The sequence below is a fragment of the Devosia sp. YIM 151766 genome, from assembly GCF_030285925.1.
In the GTDB taxonomy this organism is placed as follows: Bacteria; Pseudomonadota; Alphaproteobacteria; order Rhizobiales; family Devosiaceae; genus Devosia.
The window spans coordinates 84,283-107,988 of record NZ_CP127251.1 but is presented as its reverse complement, the minus strand read 5'-3'; the positions used below and the strand labels follow the sequence as shown (position 1 = coordinate 107,988).

Genomic DNA, 23,706 nt, shown 5'->3' with positions numbered 1-23,706 from the left:
AATGCCGATCATCAACCTGCCCAATCCCGACCGCTCCGTCACGCCCTATAGGCTGACGGGCGACCCGATCCCCTTCGTCAAGTTCAAGGCGGCCGATTTCCCCCGCGTGGCTTTCGCGGCGGCCCATGTGGTGGCCGATCCGCTGGCGGAGAACGATCCCTGGCTCACTCCCGCCATCGATTGGGAGGCGACGCTGAAATTCCGCCACCGGCTCTGGGACCTCGGCCTCGGCGTCGCCGAGGCCATGGATACGGCCCAGCGCGGCATGGGGCTCGGCTGGAGCGAGGCCAAGGAACTGATCCGCCGCGCCCAGGTCGAAGCCCGCAGCCGCGATGACAGCCTCATCGCCTATGGCGCCGGCACCGATCATCTGGCGCCCGGCCCCGATGTCACCATCGACCAGATCATCGCCGCCTATGAGGAGCAGATCGGCTTTGTCGAGGGCGAGGGCGGCCGCGTCATCCTGATGGCCAGCCGGGCGCTGGCGGCGGCGGCCAGGTCGCCGGACGATTATGCCCGCGTCTATGGCCATGTGCTGAGCCAGGTCAAGCAGCCGGTGATCATGCATTGGCTGGGCGAGATGTTCGACCCGGCCTTGCAGAACTATTGGGGCTCGATCGACCATGACGCCGCCATGGATACCTGCCTCGACGTCATCGCCGCCCATGCCGACAAGGTCGACGGCATCAAGATTTCCCTGCTCTCGGCGGACAAGGAAATCGCCATGCGCCGCCGGCTGCCGGCTGCGGTGAAGATGTATACCGGCGACGATTTCAACTATGCCGAGCTGATCGCCGGCGACGATCAGGGCTATTCCCATGCCCTGCTCGGCATTTTCGACGCCATCGCGCCGGCCGCCTCGGCGGGGCTGGCGGCTTTGGGGCGCGGCAATGACAATGAATTCTTCGATATCCTCGAACCCACCGTGCCGCTTTCGCGCCATATCTTCGCGGCGCCGACCCGCTTCTACAAGACCGGCGTGGTGTTCCTGGCCTATCTCAACGGCTTGCAGGACCATTTCGCCATGATCGGCGGGCAGCAATCGACGCGCTCGCTGCAACATCTGGCCGAGCTGTTCCGCTTGGCCGACAAGGCGCGGGTGCTGGCCGATCCGGACCTGGCGGTCAGGCGCATGCAGCAGGTTCTGGCCGTGCATGGGGTGGCGGGATGAGCAATCCTTTTCTCACCCCAGCGTCATTCCCGGTGAAGGGCAGGCAAATATGAGCCGCGGCATTTCCCTCAATCTCGCCACCACCCGCCAGCAATGGGGTTTTGCCGAGGCGGTGGATGGATGCCTGCGCGCCGGCATCAATGCCATCTCGCCCTGGCGCGACCAGATCGCCGCTATCGGGCTCGATGAAGCCGCCCGCATCGTGCGCGCGAACGGCTTGCAGGTGACCGGCCTGTGCCGCGGCGGCATGTTCCCCGCGGCGAGTGCGGCAGGCCGCCAGGCCAATATCGACGACAATCTGCGCGCCATCGACGAAGCCGCCGCGCTCAATGCCGATTGCCTGGTGCTGGTCGTGGGCGGCCTGTCCGAAGGCAGCCGCGATATCGGCGCGGCGCGGCAGATGGTGGCCGACGGCATCGCCGCCATGCTGGGCCATGCCCGGGCCGCGGGGGTGAAAATCGCCATCGAGCCGCTGCATCCCATGTATGCCGCCGACCGCGCCTGCGTGAACACCATCGATCAGGCGCTCGATATCTGCGAGATACTGGGCGAGAATGTGGGCGTGGCCGTCGACGTCTATCATGTCTGGTGGGACCCCAACCTCGCCCGCGCCATTGCCCGGGCCGGCCGCATGAAGCGCATCTTCGCCCATCACATCTGCGACTGGCTGGTGCCGACAAGGGACCTGCTGCTCGATCGCGGCATGATGGGCGATGGCGTCATCGACCTGCCCGGCATCCGTAAGATGATCGAGGATGCCGGCTTTTCCGGGCCGCAGGAGGTGGAAATCTTCTCGTCCGAGAACTGGTGGAAGCGGCCGGGCGACGAGGTGCTGGCGGTGATCAAGGAGCGGGTGGCGACGGTCTGCTGAACGCAAACCGGCGTCCTGCATCCGCTTATGAAATCACCGCCCGTCACCCCATTAAACCACCGCTCGTCACCCTCGCGCTCGACGCGAGGGTTCTGTGTTTGCGGGGCCGGTCGCAAGAGCCCTCGCGTCAAGCGCGAGGGTGACGAGCCAGAGGGCTCAGCTCGCCTTATAAAAGGTGATGGTCTCGCACAGGATCAGCAATTGGCAGCCGGTGATCTCGATGGCGTCTTCGGCCACGAGGGCGACCTTGGCGGCAGCCTGGCGGCCGCCATAATTGATCGTGCCTTCCCATAAATTGGGCGCCGTCTGCTCGGCCTGCACCACTTCGGTGTTCACGAAAGCCATGTTTTCCTCGGTACGCGAGGCGCCCTGAATGTCGTTCAGCACGCCGCATAGAGCAGTGCCGTCGCCACAGAGCGAGAAGGTGAAGGACGTGCCTTCCGCATCGATCCAGGTGCCTTCGGGCGACAGGCCCTCATCCTGGGCGAAGACCGGCGTGGCCAGAAGGAGCAAAGCGGTGGATAAAGCGGCAAATGTGCGCATGGCGTTCTCACATGGGCTCTAGCCCATTCCATCAAATTGAAGCTGTTTTGATAGCCTTAAACGCCCATGACGGGGCATGGTTGCCGGATTTTCTGCCACAATCGACAATATGAACCGGCGCCGGCGCCGGCCGTGTCGGGGCACCGGGATTTAGCTTTTCATGGAAGCGGTGGCGTTCGTGTCCTCTCACTCGCAAGGCTATCGTCACCCTCGCGCTTGACGCGAGGGCTCTTGCGATAGATCCACAAACAAAGAACCCTCGCGTCAAGCGCGAGGGTGACGCGAGGGGTGAGATGCCGATTCCGTCAAGGCCAGAGCCGCTCTAGCGGCGGAAGCTGGCGGCGACCTCGATATGGGTGGACCAGGCGAATTGATCGACCGCCACCAGGTCCTCCATGACGAAGCCGGCCCCGGCCAGGATCGCCGCGTCGCGGGCAAAGGTTCGCGGGTCGCAGGCCACCATGACCACATTGCGGACTTTGGAAACGGCGATTTCCCTGACCTGGGCCTGGGCTCCGGCGCGCGGCGGGTCGAGCACGACGCAGTCGAAATCGAGTTCGAACCGGGTCAGGCAATCACGGAACAGGTCGCGGGTCTGGCTCCTGATGGCTTTGAGCCCCTTGCTGTGCCGCGCCGCCTTGTCCAGCGCCTGGATCGCCGGCTTGTCGCTATCGGCCGCATAGACCGGCGCATTTTCCGCCAGCCGCAGCGCGAACGGACCGAGGCCGCAGAACAGGTCGGCCACCGATTTCGCCTTGCCCACGGCGGCGACGACATAATCGGCCAGCACCTGTTCGGCTTCGGCGGTGGCCTGAAGAAAACTGCCGATGGGCAGGTCGACCTCGGCGCGGCCCATGCTGATCGTGGGCTGCTGGCGGAGAAAGACCATCTCGTTATCCAGCGCCAGCCGGGCCAGGCCCAGCCGATTGGCCAGCGGCGCCAGCTTTTCCCGATTGATGCCCTTGGGGGCCTTGCGGATGCCGACATCGATCCCGGCATTGGTGGCGGTGAAGGCCAGGTCGCATTCGCCGATTTCCTTCCCCAAAGCCCTGGCAATGGCCGGCGCGCGAGAGAGAGCAGGCGTCAGAATGGGGCAGGTATCGAGATCGAGCAGGTCGTGACTTCTCAGGCGCATATAGCCGGCGCCATTCCGGCGCGCATGCAGTGTCGCGCGGCGGCGGCCGGCGCCATGCGCCTCGATGAAGCGGGAAACCTTGCTGTCGAGCCCGGCCTGGCGCAATGGATTTTCCACCAGACCGGTCTTGAATGCCCGGTAGCCGGCTTCGTCCAGATGCTGCAATTGGCAACCGCCGCACACGGAGAAATGCGGGCAGAAGGGTATCGCTCGCTGCGGCGCCGGCGACACGATGCCGGTCAGTACGCCGCGTTCGCCGGCAATGGTCAGTTCCACAATCTCCCCCGGCAGGGCGAAGGGCACGGAGACGCGCCGGCCATCGATCGTGGCAATGCCCTCGCCCCTGTGGCCGAGGCTGTCGATAATGGCGGTGATGGTCATGGCGGTCCGGGGGCTTGCTGCCCCGGGAGGTAACGGGTTTGGCCCGCCGGAGCAAGATGGCGGCGAAGCGCCCTCAATCCTTCCAGTCGAAATGCGGCTGCGCCAGCGATTGCAGCCCTTCGGTCCCGCCGGCGATCCGGCGCAGCACGATGCGGCCCAGATTGCGGCCGGCCTCGGCGAAATCTTCCGGGACGGTTTCCGCCTCGGTCTGGAACTGCATGAACATCGAGCTCGATTGCTTGGTCACCACATGGGCGGTTTCGCCCAGGACGTGGCCGGCCTCGGCCAGCGCGCCCACCACGGCCAGCGCCGAGATTTCCGAGGCGCAGACATAGCCGTCCGGCCCGTCCGGGCGCCGCGAGCGCTTGATGACGTAATTGCGGATGGCGTCGGTCGGGCTGCCCAGATTCACGTCGGCGGCGAATTCATGGGCAATCCCGGCCTCCCCGGCCGCCCGCGCCATGCCGGTCTTGAGATGTTCGGTATAGGTCAGGGCGCTGTCGGGCAGGATGATCGAGACCTTGCGGCAGCCCTTTTCGGCCAGGCGCCTGGTGGCGCCATAGGCATAGCTTTCATTGTCGAAATCGACATAGGGATGGGCTTCGGGCCATTGGCTGCGGCCGTGGCTGACAAAGGGAAAATCGCTGTCGAGCAGGAAGCGGATGCGCTCGTCGAAGGTCTCGGCCTTGGAAAAGATCACCCCATCGGCAATGCGGTTGCGCACGATATGGCGGATGGGCTCGATCGGCGGCACATTGCGGAACAGCGGCGTGATGACCAGGTGATAGGGGGTGTCGCGCAGCGCCTCGGTGATCCCGGTAACCAGGCTGGTGCCGAAGCCGTAGATTTGCTCGTCCGGTTCGAGCAGCAGGGTGATGACATTGGTGCGCCCGGTCTTGAGGCGCAAGGCGGCGCGGTCGGGCAGATAACCGATCTCGGCGGCGATCTTCTGCACCCGGTCGCGGGTTTCCTGGGCCAGTTCGGGCGCATTGTTGAGGGCGCGCGAAATGGTGGTGACGGCAAGACCCGTCATCTGCGCGATGGTTTTGAGCGTGGGCTTGCCCGACGGCTTTGCCCCCCGCTTGCCGCGCGATGCGGGCGGTACCGATTCCTCAGACACGAATATCCCCTTCCACCCGCCGCCGGCGGAGACGCTTACAAGGCGGAAAGAACACCAGATTGCGGACCATTGCGCAAGCGGACATGCAAGGACCGGCGATGACGGGCCTCATCATTTTATTGCCGCTAGACGAAAGTTGGGGAGGGTTTTCCGCTTTTCGGGCATTTTACGCATGCGGCCATACTGGAAAAATCACTTTGGCTCGCTTATCTTGCCTTTGCCGCGCCGTAATCGCGTGGTGAAACCCGATCCGTCCAACACCCGCAAGGAAAGGAATGACGATGCCGACATCGACGACCTTCACTCTCCATGCCGCGTGTTCGACCCTCGTACTCCGCAAGCCCGGCGCCAAACGCTGGCAAGGATGCTGTCGATCGAAACGAATGTGATCTTCCGTCACATCCCCGTCTCACCGAATCGATAGAATCCGCGTCGCCGACCCAGTGTGCAGCCTCCCCCCGGGAGATGCATCCGTCGATGATCCGACGCGCAAGTGGAGTTGCCACCCATGCAGGAAAACAGTTTGAACCGGGCCGACAGATTGCGGCCCATCGTCATCGAAGTGGCTGGCGAGCCACAGGGCGTCGTCGTACCGGAAGCGGAAGGCTATCGGTTCCTCGCCGTCAAGCTGCCCGCCTTCTCGATTGACGGCCAGCACTTTCCCAATATCGAAACCGCGCATCTGGCCGTGCGCCAGGCCGTCGAGAACGGCGAAGCCGCCTGACCGGCTGACACGCCCCGCACCGCTCAATCGTCGTTGGTCGCGTTCAGCTCCGAGGGGCGCTTGCCCGTCGCCGCGACCGGGTCGGGCTCCAGCGCCTCATCCGCTGCCTCGGCCAGGGCGCCGACATCGATGCGCGAGGCGCCGCTTCGGGCCTGTCGCTCGATTTCGGCGCTCAAGGCCTCGGCGATCCGGTGCCGGCGGGCCCGGCTGTCCTCAGCCGTTTCCATCGATCGAAATTCCTGATTCATCGACGCGCACCTCGATGCCGGGGCGGGCCTGTTCCTGCTGATAGGTATAGATGCCAAAGGCAACGAGCGCGATGACCAGAATGGCGACCACGGCGTAAAGACCGTTACGGGACACGAGGAAACTCCTGACGCTTTTGATTCCTGAGCCCACCAACGCGCCGGGAGCGGAAAAGGTTCATTCCCCGGCGATTTGCCGCAGCGCCATGACGAAGGCGGCGACGCCGATGCCGGCCGAACTCGAATTGTCGATGACCAACGGGCTGACATCCGCCGGCAGAACGGCGCCCTCGCGGGCCAGCCGGGACAGGATCTGGTCGCGGTTTTCCCGGCCTCTCCGGGCCAGCCGCTCGGCCCGCAGCGAAATTTCGGCGGAGACCTGCACCACCCGGCAATGCGGATATCTGGCGAGGGCCCGGGGCACGGCATGGCGGGAGATATTGGCGATGACCACCCGGCCCAAAGCCAGATCGGTATCGACGCCGATGGACAAGGCGTAATCGAGGCCATGGGCCTGCCAGGTCAGGGCGAAGCGTCCGGCCCGGGCGGCCCGGGCGAATTCGGCCCGGTCGAGGCTGACATGATCCTCGACATCGATATCGGCGGGCCGGGTCACCAGCCGCCGCGCAAAGCTGAAGCGGCTATCGCCCTCCAGCGCCTGGCGGGCGCCGTCGATCAGCGTGTCCTTGCCGGCCCCGGACGGGCCGACCACCAGCACCAATATACCCGGCTTTTTCTCGCTCAACTCACCCGCTGCCCCGCGCGCCACACCGCCCGCACCGCCGGCAGCGGCGCTTCCGCCGCGACCCGCACCAGATCGGCGCGCTTGCCCGGCGCGATCTCGCCCCGGTCGTCGAGCCCGGCGGCGCGCGCCGGATTGAGCGTCACGGTCGCCAGGGCCTGGCAGAGGTCGAGCCCCTCCACCCGTTGCGGCAACAGGAAAGCGGCCTGCAACAGCGCGAAGGGCACATAATCGGAGCTGAGGATATCAAGCAGTCCGGCCGCCACCAGGTCGGTCGCCGAAATATTGCCCGAATGGGATTTGCCGCGCACCACATTGGGCGCGCCCATGAGGATGGCGAGGCCGGCATCATGGGCCGCCGCCGCCGCTTCCAGCGTCGTGGGAAATTCGGCAATGGCGATGCCGTCGGCTTCGGCCTCCTCGATATGTGCCAGGGTAGCGTCGTCATGGCTGGCCAGGGCGAGGCCCAGTTCATGGGCCCGGGCGACGATGGCCTGGCGGTTCCTGGCCGAATAGCGCTCGTGCTCCTGTTGCCTGGCATCGACGAAAGCCTGCAATTGCTCGGCGGAGCCACCCAATTGCTTGGCGTAGAAGCGCTTGTAATCGGCCAGCGAACGGAATTGCCGCTGGCCCGGCGTATGATCCATCACCGAAGCCAGGCGCGTGGCGGGATGATCGGCCAGCGCCTCGAAATGCGCGACCACGTCGTGGCTGGGCAATTCGCAGCGCAGATGGATGAAATGGTCGGCGCGCAGCCAATTGCCCTCGCGCCCGGCGCGGACCGCCTGCACCAGCTTTTCGGCGTGTTCCAGCATGTCGGGCAGGTCGGCATCGGAGCCGATGCGCACCGCGTCGAACACGGTGGTGATGCCCGAGCCGGCGATCTGGACGTCATGGGCATGCAGCGCCGCCAGCGGCTCCCAGAACACCCCGGGTCGGGGCCGGTAATGGTTCTCCAGGTGATCGGTGTGCAATTCGATCAGCCCGGCAATGAGATAATCGCCGCCCATATCCTCGCCATGGCGCGTCGCGCCCGCATCCACGGCGACGATCAGCCCGTCCCTGACCTGGACGCTGCCGGTAATGGTTTCGCCGGCAAGGACGATCCTGGCATTGCTTAAGATTGTCTCGGCCAAGACGTTCATCCCCTGAGCATGAAATCGGCGATGCGCCGGAAGCGCAAGCCGCCTTCCGGTTCGTGATAGAGCGCCAGCCGGTCCAGCGTGAACTCTTCGTCCAGAACCGGCCCGAACCAGGTCCGGGCGGCGTCCAGCAGTTCCCGGTGGTCCTCGTCGTTCAGCCGGTCGGTCAGCGTCATATGGAACTGGAACTGTTCGAGCACATAAGGATAGCCATAGGCATCGAGCAGCTCCAATTGCCGCTCGCTCAGCCCATTGGCCGCCCTGGCGGCGCGGCTGCGGGAATCGAGGGGCGCCCGGAAAGGCTCGAAGCGCTCTACCACCAGGGCGGCGAAATCCTGCAGGGCCGCATTGCCCGGTTGCGGCAGGAGCGCCAGAAAGCCGTCGAGGCTGGCAATATGCAAGGGGCCGAGCGTCACCGGCGCGGTGGCGGCGGCGAAGTCTTCCAGCGCCGCATGCAGCTCCGCTTCGGTCCGGCCCGTCGCCAGCGCCATGGGCGGCTTGATCGTGGCATGAAAGCCGTAGCGCCCCGCCGATTGGGTGAGATTGAGCAGGCGGGTCCGCTCGATCCCGGCCACGCCGCCTTCGATCAGCGCCGAATTGGCCGGATCGCTGCCCAGCCAGATCGTGGCGCGATCCCACAGCACGTCATTGGCGTCCGGGGCGTAATAGATGGCGAATCTTTGCGGCATGAAATCTCCTGGGCGGGTCGCTAGTGGAACGATGTGACCCGCGTTTGACAAGGTGCTTTGCGCCGCAAGGTTCCGGCAGCGCCATTGCGCTCTGGACAAACCGGTCCCCGCTCGCCACAAAAGCGGCGCCTTCCCCTGACCAGCCGAACATATTCGCCCATGGACCGCTCCCTGCTCGAAAATCTCTTCCACGAGGCCGTGGCGCAAGCTCAGCCGGCCCTGGCCGTCAAGCGGCACCTGCCGCCGCCGCCCCGCGGCCGCACATTGGTCATCGGCGCCGGCAAGGCCTCGGCCCAGATGGCGCGGGCCTTCGAACAGGCCTGGCCGGGCGAGCTGAGCGGCCTGGTGGTCACCCGCTACGGCTATGGGGAAAAATGCGAGCGCATCGACATCGTCGAGGCGGCCCATCCGGTGCCCGACGCCGCCGGACGCGATGCCGCCCGGCGGCTGATGCAAATAGTTTCGGGCCTCACCGCGGACGATCTGGTGGTGGCGCTGATTTCGGGCGGCGGCTCCTCCCTATTGCCGGCGCCGGCGCCCGGCCTGACGCTGGCGGACGAGCAGGCGGTTAATCGCGCCCTCCTGGCCTCCGGCGCGCCCATCGGGGTGATGAACCTCATCCGCAACCAGTTTTCCATCGTCAAGGGCGGACGCCTGGCCGCAGCCGCCGCGCCGGCGCGGGTCGCGACCCTGGTGGTGTCCGATGTGCCTGGCGACGATCCGGCCCTGGTCGCCTCCGGCCCGACCCTGCCGCTTCCCGGAGGCCGCGCCGAGGCCCGCCGTCTGGCCGGACTCTATCGGCTCGACCTGCCCGAGGCCGCCGCCACGCTGCTGGCCGGTGAAGACAACCTGCCGCCCGACGCCGCCGATCCCGTCTTTGCCGGCAACAGCACCGCCATCATCGCCTCGGCCAGCCTGTCGCTGGAAGCCGCCGCCGCCCTGGCCCGCAGCCACAACATCGAGGCCGCCATCCTCTCCGATGCCATCGAGGGCGAGGCGCGCGACGTGGCCCTGGTCCATGCGGCCATGGCCCGCGAAGTGGCCGAGCGCAACCGGCCCTTCGGCAAGCCGGTCGTGCTGCTCTCGGGCGGGGAAACCACCGTCACCCTGCGCGGCAAGGGCCGTGGCGGACGCAATGGCGAATTCCTGCTGTCGCTGGCGATCGCGCTCGACAATGTCGGCAATGTGTCGGCCCTGGCCGGGGACAGCGACGGCATTGACGGCTCGGAAGACAATGCCGGCGCCTATGTCGATGGCAGCTCGGCCCGCCGCATGCGCGAGGCTGGCATCGATCCGCAGGCGGCGCTGGCCAATAATGACGCCTATACCGCCTTCGCCGCCATCGGCGATCTGTTCTTCACCGGCCCGACCGGCACCAATGTCAATGATTTCAGGGCGATACTCATCCGCTAAAAGTCATACTTTTTTCTTGGCCTTTATCGGCGGACCGCTCTATAACCCGCATCGGATTTGAGGGAGTTCCGGCATGGCCAAGCGCAAAATCGCGGTGATCGGCGTGGGCAAGATCGCCCAGGACCAGCATTTGCCGGTCATCGACGCCTCCGACGATTTCGAGCTGGCCGCCACCGTCTCCACCCGCGGCGTCGGCCATGGCGACGTCCCGGTCTTCCGCTCGCCGGCCGAGCTCTACAATGCCATGCCCGAGGTCAATCTGGTCTCCATCTGCACGCCGCCCGGCGTGCGCCATGCCTATGTCCGCGAGGCGCTGGATGCCGGCAGGGACGTGATGATGGAAAAGCCGCCCACCACCACGATTTCCGAGCTGGACGATCTCATCGCCCATGCGGCGCGGCTCGACCGCGTGCTGTTCCAGACCTGGCACAGCCAGTATAATGCCGCCGTCGACCGCACCAGGACGCTGCTGGCCGAGGAAGGGGTGCAATCGGCCCGCATCGACTGGCGCGAAAGCGTGCGCAAATGGCATCCGGGCCAGGACTGGGTCTGGGAGCCCGGCGGCTTCGGCGTTTGCGATCCGGGCATCAATGCCTTTTCCATTTTCACCAAGGTCATGCCGTTCCCGGTCTTCGTCGAGCGGGCGAAACTGACCTTCCCGGCCAATCGCCAGACGCCCGTCGATGTCGAAGTGGCCTTCAAGTCCGGCCAGCCGCATCGCCCCGAAATGTCCTCGGCCTTCAACTGGCTGGAGGAGAGCGGGGAAATCTGGACCATCGCCTTCGTCACCGGCGCCGGCAATGAAGTGAAGCTCGAACGCGGCGGTCGCACCCTGCGGGTCAATGGCGCGGTGGTGCTCGAACATGGCGACGCCGAATATGCCGGCATCTATGACCGGTTCGCCGACCTGCTGGACCGGCGCCAGAGCGAAGTTGACGCCGCTCCGCTGCGGCTGATGAGCGATGTGTTCCTGATGGGTGCCCGCGAGACCGGCCCGGATTTCGACTGGTAGGCATCAAGCGCCGGCTGCCGATCGCCGCTCATGGCGGAATGTCGGGCTTTGTCGTCCATTGCGGCGCGAGGCGACGGCGAAACGTTAACAATCCGCTAACCGATAGCGGGTCGATGTTAAGAAGAAACATGCCGGCCCCGGCATGAATTCTCTCAGCGAACGGAGGCCATATGATCCCGATTCTCGACACCCACCTGCACCTGATCTATCCCGACCGTTTCAGCTATCCCTGGCTCGGCGGCGCCCCGGCGATCAACAGGCCCTGGAGTGTCGAGGCCTATTGGGCCGAGGCCCGGGCACTGGGCATCGAGGCCGCGCTGCATATGGAAGTGGATGCCGCCGAACCCGATATCGAGCCGGAAACCGCCTTCGTGCTCACCCTGCCCGGCATTGTCGGCGCCATTGCCGCCTGCCGGCCGGAAGCGATTGATTTTCCAGCGCAAATCGAGCGCCTGGCGGCCAATCCCGGGGTCAGGGGCGTCAGGCGAATCCTGCATGAAGCGCCCGACGAACTCAGCCAGTCGGCCCTGTTCGCGCAGAATATCCGGCGCCTCGCCGACCACGATCTCAGCTTCGATCTGTGCGTCCGCCACGACCAATTGCCCATCGGCCAGGCCCTCGCCGAACAGGCCCCGGATGTGCGCTTCATCCTCGACCATTGCGGCGTTCCCGATGTCATTGGAGCGGGCCTCGATCCCTGGCGCGAGAATATCCGCGCCATTGCCCGCCTGCCCAATGTCAACGCCAAGATTTCCGGCATCGTCGCCTATTCCGGCTCCGACTGGACCACCGACACCATCCGCCCCTATATCGAGCACGTCATCGATTGTTTCGGTTGGGACCGCGTCGTCTGGGGCTCGGACCATCCCGTGGTGACGCTCACCGGCTCGCTGACGCGATGGGTCGAGGCGACGCGCGAGGTCATCAAACACGCACCTGCCGAACAGCAGAACAAGCTTCTGCATGCCAATGCTAGGCGAATTTACCGACTCTGACGCCGCCCGCGACCGGCAGTGGGAACGAATGCGGAAACCAAGCATTCTGCCGGCAGGAGGTGGGTTATGGCAAAGTTTTCCAAAGGCGACCATGTTGGCTGGAATTCCGAGGCCGGCCAGGTGAGCGGCACGATCATCGAAGTGCACGAACAGGACTTTGACTATAAAGGCCACAAGCATCGCGCCTCGCGGGACCATCCGCAATACGAGATCAAAAGCGACAAAACCGACCATATCGCCGCGCATAGACAGGAAGCGCTGAAAAAGCTGGATTGATGGCGACGGGCTTCACCACTATCGGCCATTCCAGTCGAACACTGGATGAATTTATGGACATGCTGCGCGCCGCCCGGATCGATCTGCTGATCGACGTGCGCGCCTTTCCTCGATCACGAACCAATCCCGTCTTCAATATAGACAGCCTGCCGGCGGAGCTTGCCAGGTTCCAGATAGGCTATCGGCATTTTGCCGCCCTGGGCGGCCGCCGACCCCGGCAGCCCGGAATCGAAGACCATTTAAACGCCATGTGGCGCGTGCGCAGTTTTCACAATTACGCCGATTACGCCTTGGGCCCCGAATTTGTCGCCGCCTTCAGCGACATGGTCAATCTAGGTCGCCACCACCGGCTGGCCTTGATGTGCTCGGAAGCGGTCTGGTGGCGCTGTCATCGCCGGATCATCACCGATTACCTGCTCTCGAACGGCTTCGAGGTCGATCATTTGCTGGCGATCGGACATTCGGACCCAGCGGCACTAACGCCCGGCGCACAACGCACCAGGGATGGAAAGCTGATCTATCCTGCTATTTGCGCCTGATCGAAAACAATAAACCGGTGGATTATATCCTGCCGGATCCGCCCATCGCGGAGCGAATACTTGCCATGGCTTACATAGATCGCCTGGCCGCTACCGTACAACATGCGCAATTCAGCAACGCTCTGACAGCGGTGTTATCGATTGCTCATGACGTGCCTGGGCGCATCGCAGCTGAATCCAGCGTAAAAAGGCGTATCGGCACCTTGCTGCGCGCCATGGAACCCCCGGAAGAATTTTCTCCGTTGCGATAAAGCACGTGCCATTCGCAGAAGGCCTTGTTATAGCAGGCACGTCCGTCCTTGAGAGACTCTGGCAAGAAATATTAATGCGGAAAACAACGCGCTCACTAAAGCAGCGGCCCCCCAGGGACTTGTCCTTTGTTACGTCTCTTGGCGGACATACCAGGCCGCACAGATATTTGACGCATCTGCGTTCGTTTTTATGGTTGTCACTGGCCTCGGCTCTTCTGCAGGTCGCTGTCTACTTGATGTCGGTATACCCGTTCAACAGAATATCGGCCGAGTCATTCTTCATTGCCGTCATTGCCTTGGGGACGCCGGTCATCATCAGCGCCATGATACTCGCCGCGTTCCGCCGACATGATTCACCGATCATTTCGGCCCTTGTGGTGTTCGGCGCCTTGTTTTGCGCCATGGTCACCGTGATATCGGCGGCCCGAACCTCGATCAGCTATCAGGCGCTCGTGCTCTGCGGATGTATTGGGCTGTTCCTGGCCTGCGCCGCGAATTATCGTTTTCATACATTGAGCGGAGAAAAGGTCCGGATCATGCCCTTCGATGGCGCGCCCGATCTTGTGGCCCGCATCCCCGGGGCGCAGATTCTGACCCCCGAAGAGTTGGAAAACTCGCCGGCAGAGATCAATTTCGACGTTCTTCTGATCGATGAACATTCCTACAAGACCGCTGAAGGGGCCGAGTTCATCTCGCGCATGCATGTTCTGGGGATCGATGTCCTGAGCTATGAGAGTTTTCTCGAACGCGTCGTGGGCCGCGTCAATATCGAGAAGTTCGAGCTATTCCATATCGTCTATTCGCCCAGCCAATTGCTATATGCGCGGGTAAAGCGATATTTCGACCTTGCCTTTGTGCTCGTATTCTCGCCGTTCCTGATCTTGATCTCGGCGCTGACCGCCGCATACATTTTCGTCCGTGATCCCGGCCCGGTATTGTTCGTCCAGATCAGGCGCGGATACGGAAATCGGCCGTTCCGCATGTATAAGTTCAGAACCATGTTCCAAGGCACATCGGGCGGCACCACCTCCACCGGGGATTCTCGAATCATCCCCGGATGTGGCATTCTGCGCAAGCTGCGCATCGACGAAATCCCGCAATGTTTCAATATCTTAACAGGAGAAATGAGCCTGATCGGGCCACGGCCGGTAGCCGAATATGTGGCAAAATCCAGTATCAAGGCAGAGCCGAAATATGCCTATCGATGCGTGGTTCCACCCGGCATTACGGGATGGGCGCAAGTCACCTCTGGCTATGCCTCCGATCTGAATGAAGAAATTGCGAAACTCTCCTACGATTTATTTTATATAAAACGAATTTCTGTCGATATGGATATTGTTATCCTGGCAAAGACAGTAAAAACTGTGCTTTTCGGAGTTGGCGCAAAATAGTTCGCGAAGGCTTTCGGGAAAAATCAGCATCGAGCCCTCCCGCCATTCGTAAGCGTGCAGCCAAAGCCATTACCGGCTGAAGCCCCTAGGCGTCTTCGCACATTGCCGCCTGGTCAATCTCGTCGTCCGAGAGGCGCAGCATTGGCTGATTATTCTTGCGATATTTGTTGAAGGCCCACAGCCGTTTTGCAGCGCGATCGCCATTTCCCAACGCCGGGCAAGGCATGGTTCGGAAAGCTCGACATTGGGTGGCGACGACATGGACGCCGGCGCTTCCAACCCAATGCCATGATCATCCAGCAATTGCAGCAGATGGCTCAGGTCGAATTGCAGGCTTGTGGCGGCGTCCAGCTGGCCCCGCAATTGCTTGACGGGGCCATGCGGTTGGAGGAACGGATGAAAAACCCGTCATTGTGGCGAGTGATGCTGCTTCTGGCGATGATCCGTTTCCGCGTTCCGCTGGCCTAACGCGTCAACGCGTTACGATATGGGAATGATCGAAGAACACGCTCACAGGAATGCCCAGCGGCAGATTGCCAAGTTCCGATGCCGGGCGCTCCACTCGCATCAGCCCGAGCCCGGCAACCTCGATATCAACGAGGATCGTCGTCCCCTGGTAGATTTTGTCCTTAACGGTTGCGGTCAGACCCGTATCCGGGCTTGAAGCACCGGTCTGGATAGCCACATGCTCCGGCCGGACACAGAACCAGACCGGGGCGCCGCTGCGCTCGATTCCCGGTCCGCGGGTGGTCACCGGCAAAACCCTGTCCAAGCCAGCAACCCGCACACCCCAATGGCCGCTGCTATCATCGAATTCGCCGGAGATGAGATTGTTGGCACCGACGAAGCGGGCGCCAAACTCGGTTGTGGGTGTAGCGTAGAGCTCATAGGGCGTCCCCACCTGCTCGACGCTTCCCTTGTTCATCAGAACGATACGGTCGCTCATGACCAGTGCTTCGACCTGATCATGGGTGACGAATATGGTGGTCTGCGCTGCTTTGCGCTGGATATCGCGCAGGTCGAGGCGGACTTGCTCCCGCAGCTTGGCATCGAGATTGGACAGGGGCTCGTCCAGAAGCACCAGATCGGGATTGAAGGCGAGAGCCCGGGCCACGGCGACGCGCTGCTGCTGACCGCCACTGAGTTGTTCCGGCTTGCGCTCTCCCAGTCCATCAAGGCGCACTAGCGTCAGCAGTTCCTCGACCCGACGCGCCTGATCGCCCCGGCTCCAGCCGCGCATGCGCAGGCCGAAGGCCACATTTTCCGCCACGCTCATATGCGGGAACAGCGCGTAATTCTGGAACACCAGGCCGATATTGCGCTTGTTGGGCGGCAGCATGTCGATGCGCTTTTTGCCAAAGCGAATTTCACCGCTGTCCTGGGGCAATAATCCGGCGATCATTTTCAGCGTCGTCGATTTCCCGCAACCGCTGGGACCAAGAAAGGTGACGAACTCCCCTGCCTCGATATCGAGGCTCAACTCGTGCACGGCGACAAAATCGCCAAACACCTTGCGAACACGCTCGATATGGACCGGCTGGGCGGCATTGTTGGTTTTGCTCATGATTTAACCTTTGCGGCTCATGACGGAGCCGGCCATGTATTTGGGTCCGAGGGCCACGGCGACCAGGGTGTAAAACGCCATGGCGACATAGACGAGGATGCCGGCCATCGCGACGGCATAGGGCACGATGCCCCGATCGATGATGTCGCTGAACAGCCGAATGGAGATCGGCGTGGCATTGGGCCCGGAGATGAAGAACAGCAGCTCGAAGGTGATGAGATTTTGCATGAAGATGAAGAGGGCGGCGATGGCGACGCCGGGTGCCACGAGCGGCAGGACCACCAGCCGGAACGTGGTGAGCTTGCCGGCGCCCAGCGAATGGGCCGCGTGTTCGTATTCTTCTGGCAGCCCTTCGAGCAGCGCTTCGGTGAAACGCAGTCCTGTCGACAGGCTCAGCGCCACCAGGGCCAGCATCACGCCGACAAAGCTGTTGGACAGTTTGAGCGGGATAAACACCGTCAGCAGGGCAATGCCCAGGATGAGCTGCGGCACCACATCGGGGATGAGGACGAGATTGCTCATCACGCGACGGCCGGCCAGCTTGCCGCGAACCATCGCCCATGCGGCCGGTATGGCCACGAGCAGGGCGATAATGGTCGCGACCAGCGCCGCGCGGATGGTCAGCCAGAACGCCTCCCAATAGGAAGCAGGAATAGCCTGGTAGGCATCGAGCTTCATCTCGCCGGGAAAGCTGACCTCCAATGAGCCCTGGAACGAGGCCAGAATGATCAGCAGCACCGGAAAGGTGAGCCAAAGCAGCATAAAAACCAGATAGAGGCCAAGCGCGGCGCGCCCGAAAATGGCTCCCGGCGTCAGGCGGGACAAGGCGATACGGCTCATTGATTGCCTCCACGTTGCCCATAGCGGGATAGGACGATCTGGCCCGTGGCGGTGACGCCGATGGCCAGAACGGAAACAATGATCGCCTGCGCATAAGCCAGGTTCTGCTGCTGCAGCGTCAGCAGATTGGCTGAGATCAGCAGAGAAATCATGTAGGGAACGCGGCCATTGAGCATGACCGGGATGGCATAGGCGGTGACGACCGAAGTGAAGATCAGGGCGCTGGCCGCGATGATCCCCGGGATAGCCAAGGGCACGGTGACGGCGAAAAATGCGCGCAAGCGATTGGCGCCCATACTGACGGCCGCGTCCTCGAGTTGCGGATCGACCGACATCAATACGCCGGTGAGCACCGCAGTCGCAACGACCACGCCGTTATAGCCGAAAGCAATGGCCTGGCCGGGCCAGTCGAAAAGGATGAAGGCCGGCTGGTCCAGGATACCCAAGCTCATCAGAACGCGATTGGCCACGCCGGTCATCGGGGCCAGCAGCAGGATCATGGCATAGCCGATTACCACGAAGGGCAGCATGCGCGGGACCGTGATAATCGGCATGATGATATTGCGCAGCATGGTCCGGCGCGCCAGCAGGTAGGCCAATGGCAAGGCCATGAAGATGGAGACGATGGTAACGCCGCCAGCCATGGCAATGGTGGTGGCCAGCGTGCGCATGAAGAAGCCATTGCCCAGCGTGTTGAGATAATTGTCGAGAGTGAACGCTCCCGACCGCTGCTCACGCAGGCTGCCGACCAGAAGCAGCAGCATGGGCACAATGGCGACCAATGAGATAATGCCCAGCGCCGGCACGGTCAGCAGCCGGTAGAACAGCTTTTCCCGGCCGAGGCGGCGGCGCGCCGTGCGCCGCCCCTCATTGTCGTCTTCAGGCGCGGAAAGGCCTGGCGAATGCGATGTGATCATGTCGTTCATTAGCTAAAATCCGCGCCCGACTTGAAGTTACTGCCCTTGGATGACGACACGGTTGTAGAGGTCGAGCACCTCGACATTGTAGGCAGGGTCAAGCATCGTCGCCCGGAACTCATCCATGTAGAGGAAGTTGGCGCGCGCAGCGAATTCGGCCCATTCCGGCGATGCTTCTTCGTTGCTGCGCGGTACGCGATTGTAATAGTTGAGCGTCTTGGCAGCTTCCGTCGCCACGGACGATTGATAGAATTTGACCCATTCAATGGCTGCGACCGGATTGCGCGAGGCGGAGGAAATCACCGGGCTCGCTTGAACCACGGAGACGACGCCCTCGCTGGGCTCGACCGCATGAATGGGCGTGCCGGCGGCGACTTCCGCCATGACATTGTGCCACCACCAGGCCGAGACGAGCGCCTCGCCGCGCCGCAATAGCGGCGATATCGAGCCCGATCCCTGGGTCAAGGTCAGGGCATTGTCGGCCCAGCTCGCCACCAGCTCGAATGTGGGGCGGGCCGCCGCTTCATCAAACTTGCCGTCAACGAACCAGCTGCGCCAGTCATCGCCACGAATGGCGGCCGCCGAGGCGATGGCGTTATATCCGCTGGCGACAGAAAGCGCGGAGTCGAAGGTGACGCGGCCAGCAAATTCGGGCTTGGCAAGATCGGCGACGGAGGTCACAGCGCCGGCGTCGAGCGAATTTTGCACGGCAAGGACCCAGGCCGAGATATCCATCGGCACGGCATAGCCTTCAAGGTCCATGGCCGCCAATGCGTCAGCGTCAAAGGTTGACCATTCCTCGGCAGAATACTGGTCCTGGAGATTGACCCAGTAACCCAGGCCGATTCCCTCTTTCACATTCTGATTGTAGAGCAGATAGACGTCGCCCGTCGGATTGGGCCATTCGGTCTGCAGCGTCAGCCAGGACTGCGGAATCGCGCCGGGCACGGTGCGTACGTTGACCGGCACGCCATAGGTCTCATCCATGTAATCGGCAAAGGGCTGTACCAGCGCATCGGCGAGGTCAGTCGGCAGCCCGGTGCCGGTATAGACGATCAGCTCGGGACCGATTTCGGGTGTGGAATCTTGCGCCAATGCTGAGGCGGAAAGGCCCAGGGTCAGGGTTAGGGCAGCCAGGATGTAAGGATATTTCATGATGCTCCTCCAGGATAAGGAGCCAGCGCCATCGAGAAATGGCGCCGGCTGATGTTAGTCTTGAACGCGGAACTTCTCGAGCGCTGCGTGATTGAGGTCGAAACCGAGGCCGGGCCTGGTTGGCGCGGAGATCGAGCCGTCCGCATTGAGTTCAAGCTGCTGCTTGAACATGACGTCCTTCAGGGAATTGAGACCGTTGTCGTAATATTCCACGACGAGGCCATTGGGCACGGCCGCTACCAGGTGAACATGGATTTCCTGGTCACCGTGAGGCGCCACGGGGATGTGGTTGGCGTCGGCATAGTGCACGCATTTCTGCCATTCGGTGATGCCGCCGAGAATCTGCGCATCGGCATTGAGCACGTCGGCGGCACCGGCATCGACCAATTCACGGAAGCCGGTAATGGTATATTCGTTTTCGCCGAGCGCGATGGGCACATCCGTACGCTTGACCAGATCGGCGGCGCCTTGATTGTCCTCCGGCGACAACGGCTCCTCGAACCAGAAAATGTTTCTCTCTTCCAGGTGACGAGCCATCTTGAGCGCGTCGAGGCGCGAATAGGCATTGTTGGCGTCCACCAGCACATCGACGCCGGGGCCGACGGCTTCGCGCACGGCATCGATGCGCGCGACATCCTCGGCGATCGAAACGGCGCCGATCTTCATCTTGATTGCCTTGGCTCCGGTCGAAACCTTGCCGCTGACTTCCTGCTGCAGCCCGTCCAGCCCCTTGCCTTTGCCATAATAGCCGCCAGCCACATAAGCCGGAACACTGTCGCGGTAGCCACCCAGCATCTGGTGCACCGAGCGGCCGGTTTCCTTGCCGATGGCGTCCCACACCGCGATATCAACCGCGCTGATGGCACGCGTAGCCAGTCCGCGGCGACCAAAGATCTTGGGCCGATAGATCATCTTCCAGATGCGTTCGGTGTTCAGCGGCTGGCCGACGACAACGGCTGCCACTTCCTTGGCCGCCTCATAGACGATCCTGCCGCCATGGGTCCAGCCAAGTCCGGTGACGCCGGACGCCAGCTCCAGCTCGACCACCACCATCTCGGTATGCGTATAGGTATAAAGCCCATTGGTGATGGGTTCGTCATAGGGTGCGGAGTAAGCGGTTACCCGCGCCGATTTAATCGTCATTATGGGCCTCTTTGCTTGCCGTGGGCGTCACATCACGAAGCCGCCGCCAGAATTTCTGGCGACCGGTGCAAATCTTGAAGTGCGGAAAGGACCGACGAAGCCCGGTGCCTGTACCAACCGGATATACGCCTACCGACGCAACGAACCGGCTGGACGGGACTTTCCTCCGACTTCGCACCTTGGCGATTTCTTGCCACGTCTGCGACTGCCCCCTACTATCTGGGCGACCATGGCAATGGCCAATGCCGATTGCCGATACAATTATGCAGGCTAGGCTTAGTCATGGATCTTACTTGGCTTTCGGACTTCGCAGCCCTGGCGAAAACCGGAAACTTCTCCCGTGCGGCAGAAACCCGCAACGTTACCCAGCCGGCCTTTAGTCGTCGCATCAGGCTGCTGGAAGAATGGATCGGCCAGCCGCTGGTGGATCGCCGGTCCCACCCGATTGTCCTTACTCCGGCGGGGCAGGCTTTCCGGACCTATGCGGAGGAATTGCCGCGCCGCGTCGAGGAAGGCCGGCAGGCCGCGCGCATGGCCGGCCAGCAGCAGCACCAGACCCTGCGCTTTGCCACCACGCAGGTCCTTTCGCTTAGCTTTTTTCCGATCTGGCTGCGCTCGATTGCCACCCAAACGGCGCTCGGAGCCGTTAATCTGATCTCGAACAGCGTGCAGGCATGTGAACAGAGCATGCTGCAGGGCGAGGCCCAGTTCCTGCTGTGCCATTACCTGGAAGGCATGCCCTGGCGGCTCACGGACGACGCTTTCATGTCCACCTGCATCCGCACGGACCGCCTGATACCGGTTTCCGCGCTGGGTCCCGATGGCAAGCCGCTCTATTCTATGGACGCCTCATCGAACCAAACCATTCCCTTGCTGGCCTATGATGGGCCCGCCGGCCTCGGGCGCATCTTCCGCTCGGTTTTCGATATCGCCACTGTGCGCCCCCGCCTCGAGCCGATCGCTGAATCTCATCTGGCGCTGCTGCTCGGCCTGGCATTGGAGGGGCGTGGCGTTGCCTGGGTGCCCGAAGGGGTGGTGCGGGCCGAACTGGATCAGAAGCTATTAGGCGAGGCCGGTGGACCGAAATGGTCCATTCCCATGGAGGTGCGGCTGTTCAGGCCCCGCTCCCCCCTGGGACAGGTCGCCGAGGAGTTCTGGAAATTTGTCCTGGACACCCAGGATCCGGTTGCGCCGCCTAGCAGCGTCTAGACCTTGACCGCATATTCCACTCTCCCGGTATCGCCGAAAACCCGCAGATAGCGTTCGATTTCCGCGTCGTCGCCGGTGGCCTTGGCCGGATTGTCGGAGAGCTTGACCGCCGCGCGGCCATTGGCCTCGGAGACTTTGGCGACGATGGAAATCGGCTTGAGCCCCGGATTGGGATCGGGGGCACAATCCTCGAAGTCATTGGTCAGATTGGTGCCCCAGCCGAAGCTCATCCGCACCTTGCCGTCGAAATGCAGATAGGCTTCCTCGATCATGTCGACATCCAGGCCGTCGGAAAAGATCAGCAATTTCTCCGCCGGGTCGCGGCCGCGCGCCTTCCAGAAGTCGATGATCTTCTCGCCGCCCTCGATGGCCGGGGCGCTGTCGGGGCGGAAGCCGGTCCAGTCGGCCACCCAGTCGGGCGCATCGCGCAGGAAGGCGTCGGTACCGAAAGCATCGGGCAGAACGATCAGCAGATTGCCGCCATAATAACTCTTCCAGTCCTGCAGGACCCGATAGGGCGCCTCGCGCAATTCCTCGTCGGAGCGAGCCAGGGCCGCCAGCACCATGGGCAATTCATGCGCATTGGTGCCCAGGGCCTCGAGGTCGTTGTCCATTGCCAGCTTGACATTGGAGGTGCCGGTCATATTGGCGCCGATGCCTTCCTTGAGCGCCTCGACGCACCAGCGCTGCCAGAGGAAGGAATGGCGGCGTCTTGTGCCGAAATCGGAAATCTTGAGGTCCGGCAGCTTTTGCAGCCGCTCGACCTTTTCCCACATCCGCGCCTTGGCCCGGGCATAGAGCACGTCGAGCGTGAACGGGCCATAGCGCTTCATCGCCGCCCGCGAGCGCATTTCGTTGATGATGGCGAGCGCCGGGATTTCCCACATCGTGGTCTCGACCCAGAGCCCTGGAAATTCCAGCACGAATTGCCCGTCGCGCTGCTCCAGCCGATATTCGGGCAGCTGGAAATTTTCCAGCCAGCGCAGGAAGCCGGGCTGGAAAATCTGCTTGGAGCCGTAAAAGGTATTGCCCGCCAGCCAGATCATTTCCTTCTTGGACAGGCGCAGGGTGCGGCAATGATCGAGCTGGGCCCGCAATTCCTCGATATCGATCTCCTCGGCCAGCCGCACCGAGCGGGTGCGGTTGATCAGGCTGAACGTCGCCTCGACCTGGGGATAGAGCCCCCAGATCATCTGCATCATCAAGAGCTTGTAGAAATCCGTATCGAGCAGCGAGCGCACGATCGGATCGAGCTTCCAGGTATGATTGTAAACCCGGCGGGCAATATCGGTGAAAGTAGCCATTGTCGTCCCATTTCGTGACCGGCTTTGTAGCCCGGCGATGACAGGATTGAAAAGGCCAGCGGCGAAGCGAGCGGTTTCCGGGCGGCACCGTGGCCGCGACCTCATGGTTCGACAAGCTCACCATGAAGTTTGAGGGGCGTCGGAGCATGAAGCCTTGCGGGGTTAGTGGATGATGCCTCCGAGTGGTAATATTGGGCCAGAGCCGCACATATTTCTCGTAGACCTCACCCTGAGCTTGTCGAAGGGCGAGGTCGGTGGCTCCGTGGCCGCGACGCCATGACGTCTGAGGATGGCGAGCGCGGGGAAAGAGCCGGCGGCCCCTTCGCGTCCCTCCTCCTTGAGGGGAGGGATTGAGAATGGGGATGGCGGAGCGAGGGCGAGGCTCCCGGATGTGCAGGAACCGCAGCACCCACGCACCAAGAACGCCACTTCCCGCAACCTCTCCATACCCCCGAAGCAAAAACACCGCCGGGTTTCCCCGGCGGTGCCGAACATGCGAAACGTCCGTGCCCTCAGGCCGCGTGGCCTTCCAGCCATTTGCTCAGGCCGGCCTTGGGGGTGCCGGCGCCGATCTTCATGTCGGCCGCTTCCCCGCCCTTGAACAGGATCATGGTGGGAATGGAGCGGACGCCATATTGGGCAGCGATGCCGGGATTCTCATCGACATTGAGCTTGACGATCTTCACCTTGCCGGCAAGCTCAGTGGAGAGCTCCTCCAGCACCGGGGCGATGGCCCGGCAGGGGCCGCACCATTCGGCCCAGAAATCGACGAGGACGGGCTCGCTGGCATTGAGGACTTCCTGGCCGAAATTGGCGTCGGAAACGGCTTTGGTCATTTTTCGTGCCTTCTTGGTCGCGGCGTTTCCGGCAGAGGCCAGGGGCCTTTCCGCCGCCCGAAACGCGATAAATCTGGGTCCGGGACAAGTCCCGGAAA

Annotated in this window: 27 protein-coding genes; 12 read left to right on the top strand and 15 right to left on the bottom strand. The window is 62.8% G+C overall.

From position 1 onward, the window contains the following. Position 1: 1 nt before the first annotated feature. Positions 2-1,171 (top strand): dihydrodipicolinate synthase family protein, encoded by a 1,170-nt coding sequence (locus tag O9Z70_RS00520; RefSeq protein ID WP_286020563.1) that lies wholly within the window; start codon positions 2-4, stop codon positions 1,169-1,171. Between the two features lie 49 nt (positions 1,172-1,220). Next, positions 1,221-2,042, top strand: a complete 822-nt coding sequence (locus O9Z70_RS00515; protein WP_286020562.1) for a sugar phosphate isomerase/epimerase family protein — start codon at positions 1,221-1,223, stop codon at positions 2,040-2,042. 156 nt (positions 2,043-2,198) lie between these two features. On the opposite strand, the gene O9Z70_RS00510 is transcribed toward O9Z70_RS00515, so the two are convergent. The 3 genes from O9Z70_RS00510 to O9Z70_RS00500 all read right to left on the bottom strand — a co-directional run bounded on the left by O9Z70_RS00510 (position 2,199) and on the right by O9Z70_RS00500 (position 5,221). Beyond that, positions 2,199-2,585, bottom strand: coding sequence for a DUF2147 domain-containing protein (locus O9Z70_RS00510; RefSeq protein ID WP_286020561.1), 387 nt, complete (start codon positions 2,583-2,585; stop codon positions 2,199-2,201). Positions 2,586-2,907: 322 nt separating this feature from the next. After that, the gene (locus O9Z70_RS00505) at positions 2,908-4,101 is read right to left on the bottom strand and encodes a class I SAM-dependent RNA methyltransferase (RefSeq protein WP_286020560.1); all 1,194 of its coding nucleotides are present in this window, start codon (positions 4,099-4,101) and stop codon (positions 2,908-2,910) included. Between the two features lie 73 nt (positions 4,102-4,174). Continuing rightward, complete coding sequence (locus tag O9Z70_RS00500) at positions 4,175-5,221, bottom strand: LacI family transcriptional regulator (protein WP_286020559.1); 1,047 nt, start codon at positions 5,219-5,221, stop codon at positions 4,175-4,177. 508 nt (positions 5,222-5,729) lie between these two features. Here O9Z70_RS00500 and O9Z70_RS00495 point away from each other — a divergent pair. Continuing rightward, a complete protein-coding gene (locus tag O9Z70_RS00495) occupies positions 5,730-5,945 on the top strand; it encodes a hypothetical protein (protein ID WP_286020558.1) in 216 nt (71 codons plus the stop codon). Between the two features lie 23 nt (positions 5,946-5,968). Here the strand turns inward: O9Z70_RS00495 and O9Z70_RS00490 are convergent, their stop codons facing one another. From O9Z70_RS00490 to O9Z70_RS00470, 5 genes are read right to left on the bottom strand one after another with little or no spacing between them, the layout of a single operon-like run. Continuing rightward, positions 5,969-6,172, bottom strand: a complete 204-nt coding sequence (locus O9Z70_RS00490; protein WP_286020557.1) for a hypothetical protein — start codon at positions 6,170-6,172, stop codon at positions 5,969-5,971. Then, positions 6,159-6,308 (bottom strand): hypothetical protein, encoded by a 150-nt coding sequence (locus O9Z70_RS00485; RefSeq protein WP_286020556.1) that lies wholly within the window; start codon positions 6,306-6,308, stop codon positions 6,159-6,161. The genes O9Z70_RS00490 and O9Z70_RS00485 overlap by 14 nt, the downstream gene beginning before the upstream one ends. 60 nt (positions 6,309-6,368) lie before the next feature. Beyond that, positions 6,369-6,935 (bottom strand): phosphonate metabolism protein/1,5-bisphosphokinase (PRPP-forming) PhnN, encoded by a 567-nt coding sequence (gene phnN, locus O9Z70_RS00480; RefSeq protein ID WP_286020555.1) that lies wholly within the window; start codon positions 6,933-6,935, stop codon positions 6,369-6,371. Continuing rightward, positions 6,932-8,077, bottom strand: a complete 1,146-nt coding sequence (locus O9Z70_RS00475; protein WP_286020554.1) for an alpha-D-ribose 1-methylphosphonate 5-triphosphate diphosphatase — start codon at positions 8,075-8,077, stop codon at positions 6,932-6,934. Before O9Z70_RS00475 ends, phnN begins: the two co-directional genes overlap by 4 nt. Then, positions 8,074-8,763, bottom strand: a complete 690-nt coding sequence (locus O9Z70_RS00470) for a DUF1045 domain-containing protein (protein ID WP_286020553.1) — start codon at positions 8,761-8,763, stop codon at positions 8,074-8,076. Before O9Z70_RS00470 ends, O9Z70_RS00475 begins: the two co-directional genes overlap by 4 nt. Before the next feature lie 159 nt (positions 8,764-8,922). On the opposite strand from O9Z70_RS00470, the gene O9Z70_RS00465 reads away from it, so the two are divergent. The 8 genes from O9Z70_RS00465 (at position 8,923) to O9Z70_RS00430 (ending at position 15,108) form a co-directional block, all read left to right on the top strand. Then, positions 8,923-10,176 carry a glycerate kinase type-2 family protein gene (locus O9Z70_RS00465; protein WP_286020552.1) on the top strand — a complete coding sequence of 418 codons (1,254 nt, stop codon included), beginning with the start codon at positions 8,923-8,925 and terminating at the stop codon, positions 10,174-10,176. A 73-nt stretch (positions 10,177-10,249) separates the two neighbouring features. After that, the gene (locus tag O9Z70_RS00460) at positions 10,250-11,188 is read left to right on the top strand and encodes a Gfo/Idh/MocA family protein (protein ID WP_286020551.1); all 939 of its coding nucleotides are present in this window, start codon (positions 10,250-10,252) and stop codon (positions 11,186-11,188) included. Positions 11,189-11,358: 170 nt separating this feature from the next. Then, entirely contained in the window at positions 11,359-12,183 is an 825-nt protein-coding gene (locus tag O9Z70_RS00455; protein ID WP_286020550.1) for an amidohydrolase family protein, read from the top strand. A gap of 66 nt (positions 12,184-12,249) precedes the next feature. Beyond that, positions 12,250-12,459 carry a hypervirulence associated TUDOR domain-containing protein gene (locus O9Z70_RS00450; RefSeq protein WP_286020549.1) on the top strand — a complete coding sequence of 70 codons (210 nt, stop codon included), beginning with the start codon at positions 12,250-12,252 and terminating at the stop codon, positions 12,457-12,459. Beyond that, complete coding sequence (locus O9Z70_RS00445; protein ID WP_286020548.1) at positions 12,459-12,998, top strand: DUF488 domain-containing protein; 540 nt, start codon at positions 12,459-12,461, stop codon at positions 12,996-12,998. Before O9Z70_RS00450 ends, O9Z70_RS00445 begins: the two co-directional genes overlap by 1 nt. Then, positions 12,989-13,249: a hypothetical protein gene (locus tag O9Z70_RS00440; protein WP_286020547.1), complete on the top strand. Its 261-nt coding sequence runs from the start codon at positions 12,989-12,991 to the stop codon at positions 13,247-13,249. The genes O9Z70_RS00445 and O9Z70_RS00440 overlap by 10 nt, the downstream gene beginning before the upstream one ends. A 167-nt stretch (positions 13,250-13,416) precedes the next feature. Next, complete coding sequence (locus O9Z70_RS00435; protein ID WP_286020546.1) at positions 13,417-14,640, top strand: sugar transferase; 1,224 nt, start codon at positions 13,417-13,419, stop codon at positions 14,638-14,640. A 288-nt stretch (positions 14,641-14,928) separates the two neighbouring features. Then, a complete protein-coding gene (locus tag O9Z70_RS00430; RefSeq protein WP_286020545.1) occupies positions 14,929-15,108 on the top strand; it encodes a hypothetical protein in 180 nt (59 codons plus the stop codon). 4 nt (positions 15,109-15,112) lie between these two features. Here O9Z70_RS00430 and O9Z70_RS00425 read toward each other — a convergent pair whose 3' ends face one another. Genes O9Z70_RS00425 through O9Z70_RS00405 form a run of 5 tightly spaced genes read right to left on the bottom strand, consistent with a single transcriptional unit; the run spans position 15,113 to position 20,259 of the window. Beyond that, positions 15,113-16,204, bottom strand: coding sequence for an ABC transporter ATP-binding protein (locus O9Z70_RS00425; RefSeq protein WP_286020544.1), 1,092 nt, complete (start codon positions 16,202-16,204; stop codon positions 15,113-15,115). A 3-nt stretch (positions 16,205-16,207) separates the two neighbouring features. After that, complete coding sequence (locus tag O9Z70_RS00420; protein ID WP_286020543.1) at positions 16,208-17,044, bottom strand: ABC transporter permease; 837 nt, start codon at positions 17,042-17,044, stop codon at positions 16,208-16,210. Continuing rightward, positions 17,041-17,970 carry an ABC transporter permease gene (locus O9Z70_RS00415; RefSeq protein WP_286020542.1) on the bottom strand — a complete coding sequence of 310 codons (930 nt, stop codon included), beginning with the start codon at positions 17,968-17,970 and terminating at the stop codon, positions 17,041-17,043. Before O9Z70_RS00415 ends, O9Z70_RS00420 begins: the two co-directional genes overlap by 4 nt. A 27-nt stretch (positions 17,971-17,997) precedes the next feature. Further along, complete coding sequence (locus O9Z70_RS00410; protein WP_286020541.1) at positions 17,998-19,116, bottom strand: ABC transporter substrate-binding protein; 1,119 nt, start codon at positions 19,114-19,116, stop codon at positions 17,998-18,000. A gap of 54 nt (positions 19,117-19,170) precedes the next feature. After that, positions 19,171-20,259 carry a mandelate racemase/muconate lactonizing enzyme family protein gene (locus O9Z70_RS00405; protein ID WP_286020540.1) on the bottom strand — a complete coding sequence of 363 codons (1,089 nt, stop codon included), beginning with the start codon at positions 20,257-20,259 and terminating at the stop codon, positions 19,171-19,173. Positions 20,260-20,508: 249 nt separating this feature from the next. On the opposite strand from O9Z70_RS00405, the gene O9Z70_RS00400 reads away from it, so the two are divergent. Then, the gene (locus O9Z70_RS00400; protein WP_286020539.1) at positions 20,509-21,468 is read left to right on the top strand and encodes a LysR family transcriptional regulator; all 960 of its coding nucleotides are present in this window, start codon (positions 20,509-20,511) and stop codon (positions 21,466-21,468) included. On the opposite strand, the gene pncB is transcribed toward O9Z70_RS00400, so the two are convergent. Next, on the bottom strand, positions 21,465-22,772 hold the full coding sequence (gene pncB / locus O9Z70_RS00395) for a nicotinate phosphoribosyltransferase (RefSeq protein ID WP_286020538.1): 1,308 nt from the start codon (positions 22,770-22,772) through the stop codon (positions 21,465-21,467). The genes O9Z70_RS00400 and pncB overlap by 4 nt on opposite strands. Before the next feature lie 512 nt (positions 22,773-23,284). Continuing rightward, positions 23,285-23,608: a thioredoxin gene (gene trxA, locus O9Z70_RS00390; RefSeq protein WP_286020537.1), complete on the bottom strand. Its 324-nt coding sequence runs from the start codon at positions 23,606-23,608 to the stop codon at positions 23,285-23,287. Positions 23,609-23,706 lie beyond the last annotated feature (98 nt).